The 1599-nt window shown below is 55.9% G+C and carries 1 protein-coding gene; it reads right to left on the bottom strand.

What is annotated here, in order from left to right; genetic code table 11:
- Window positions 1-27: 27 nt before the first annotated feature.
- The gene (locus tag ACSQ2A_RS23005) at window positions 28-1560 is read right to left on the bottom strand and encodes an IS3 family transposase (protein ID WP_436074165.1); all 1533 of its coding nucleotides are present in this window, start codon (window positions 1558-1560) and stop codon (window positions 28-30) included.
- Window positions 1561-1599 lie beyond the last annotated feature (39 nt).

The following is a 1599-nucleotide window of genomic DNA, read 5'->3' as shown; positions in this document are numbered from 1 at the left end:
GGGGGTGCGGCTTAAAACTTGGACTGGTTATGCCTTAATACCAAGACTTTCGCGGTATTCGACAGGGCTAAGAGCGCCAAGGGATATTTTGATGCGCTTCTCATTGTACCAACGGATGTAGGAATCAACTTCCTTCACGAACTGCTCGACCGTGGCGGCCTTCCAGTCCCGCGGGTAAAAGAGTTCCGTTTTCAGCCTCCCGAAGAAGCCTTCGCATGCAGCGTTGTCTTGCGAGCACCCCTTGCGGGACATTGAGCGTACCAGCTTGGCGTCATCAACTCTCGATAGCCAACCTGGCCAGCGATAATGGGCACCGCGATCAGAATGAACGATGGGCCGAGCATCTGCGTCCGATAAAGTCTCGATGGCGGCATCCAGCATCGTATTGACCAGCTCGGCATCCGGATGCGTTCCAATGGACCAGCTGATAACCAAGCCATCGAAGCAGTCGATGATGGGCGAGAGGTACACCTTGCCAGCCGGGATCTGGAACTCGGTGATGTCCGTAAGCCACTTTTCGTTCGGGGCTCTGGCCTGAAAATCGCGGTTGATGAGGTTTTCAGGAGCCGGACTGATTTCTCCAAGATAGGAGCCGTACCGGCGCCGCTTTGGCCGTGCAACGACCAAGCTTTCCTGTTTCATCAACCGCTGCACGACCTTTTCTGAGACCACAATGCGCTGCCTGGCCAGCGACGCCCGCAGTCTGCGATAACCGTAGCAGCGACGGTTGAGTTCGAAGATTTCAGCGATACTTTGACGAACGGCGAGGTACTTGTCTGCAAGCTTCACACGGGCCCGATGGTAGAAGTACGAACTTCGTGCCAGGCCCAACTGGGCAAGCAGATCTGGCAGCCGATAGAGGTCTTTGAGGGCGTCAACCAGCAGTGTCTTCTCCCGATTGCTCAGGAGCTGCAGATCAACGCCCAGGCCTTTTTTTAGAAGTTCATTGGCCTTCTTCAAGAGGTCCCGTTCGATCTGCAGTTGCCGGATGTCGCGTTGCAGGGATTCGAGCTGACGCTGCAGCTCCTCTCGCTCTGCCGGCACGGACTTATTGCGTTTCATGGTTGAGAGAGCCTCAGAGCCGAGTAACTGGTTTCTCCAGTTATACAATGTCGGCCTGCACACGCCGAGTTTGTCGGCAATGGCCTGCGCACTTTCTTCTCGACCGCAAAGACTGATGACGCCCTCCTGCTTCAATGAGTCTGGATAGCTTGGGCGGCCAGCCACCCCAACTATGGCTTTCCTGGTCTGAGGAAGCGCCTCGCGAACCCATGCGGTCAACGTTCCACGACCGGGATAGCCCAACGCTCTCATCGTCGCGGAAATGCAGCGATCATGCGTGAGGTAGTGTTCTACGGCCGCCTGTTTGTGCGCCTGACTGTACTTGGGGCCTCGGACCGCAACACCTACTGGCAAATCGAGGCGCTTTTCGTATTCGCGATGCCAGCCCTTTAAGGCATTCTTGGTCGGGTAACCCAGCTGCAGAATGGTCGCCCTGACACGTTTGCCGAGCCTGATATACAGCTCGACCGCGCGGATCCTATCTTCGTACGAATACATGAACTACCTCCTGTGATAGTCCAAGTTTTCGTCCGCATC

The organism is Devosia sp. LjRoot3, from assembly GCF_964252865.1.
Taxonomy (GTDB): Bacteria; Pseudomonadota; Alphaproteobacteria; order Rhizobiales; family Devosiaceae; genus Devosia.
The sequence above is the reverse complement of the archived record's forward strand: the minus strand, read 5'-3'. Positions and strand labels throughout refer to the sequence as shown.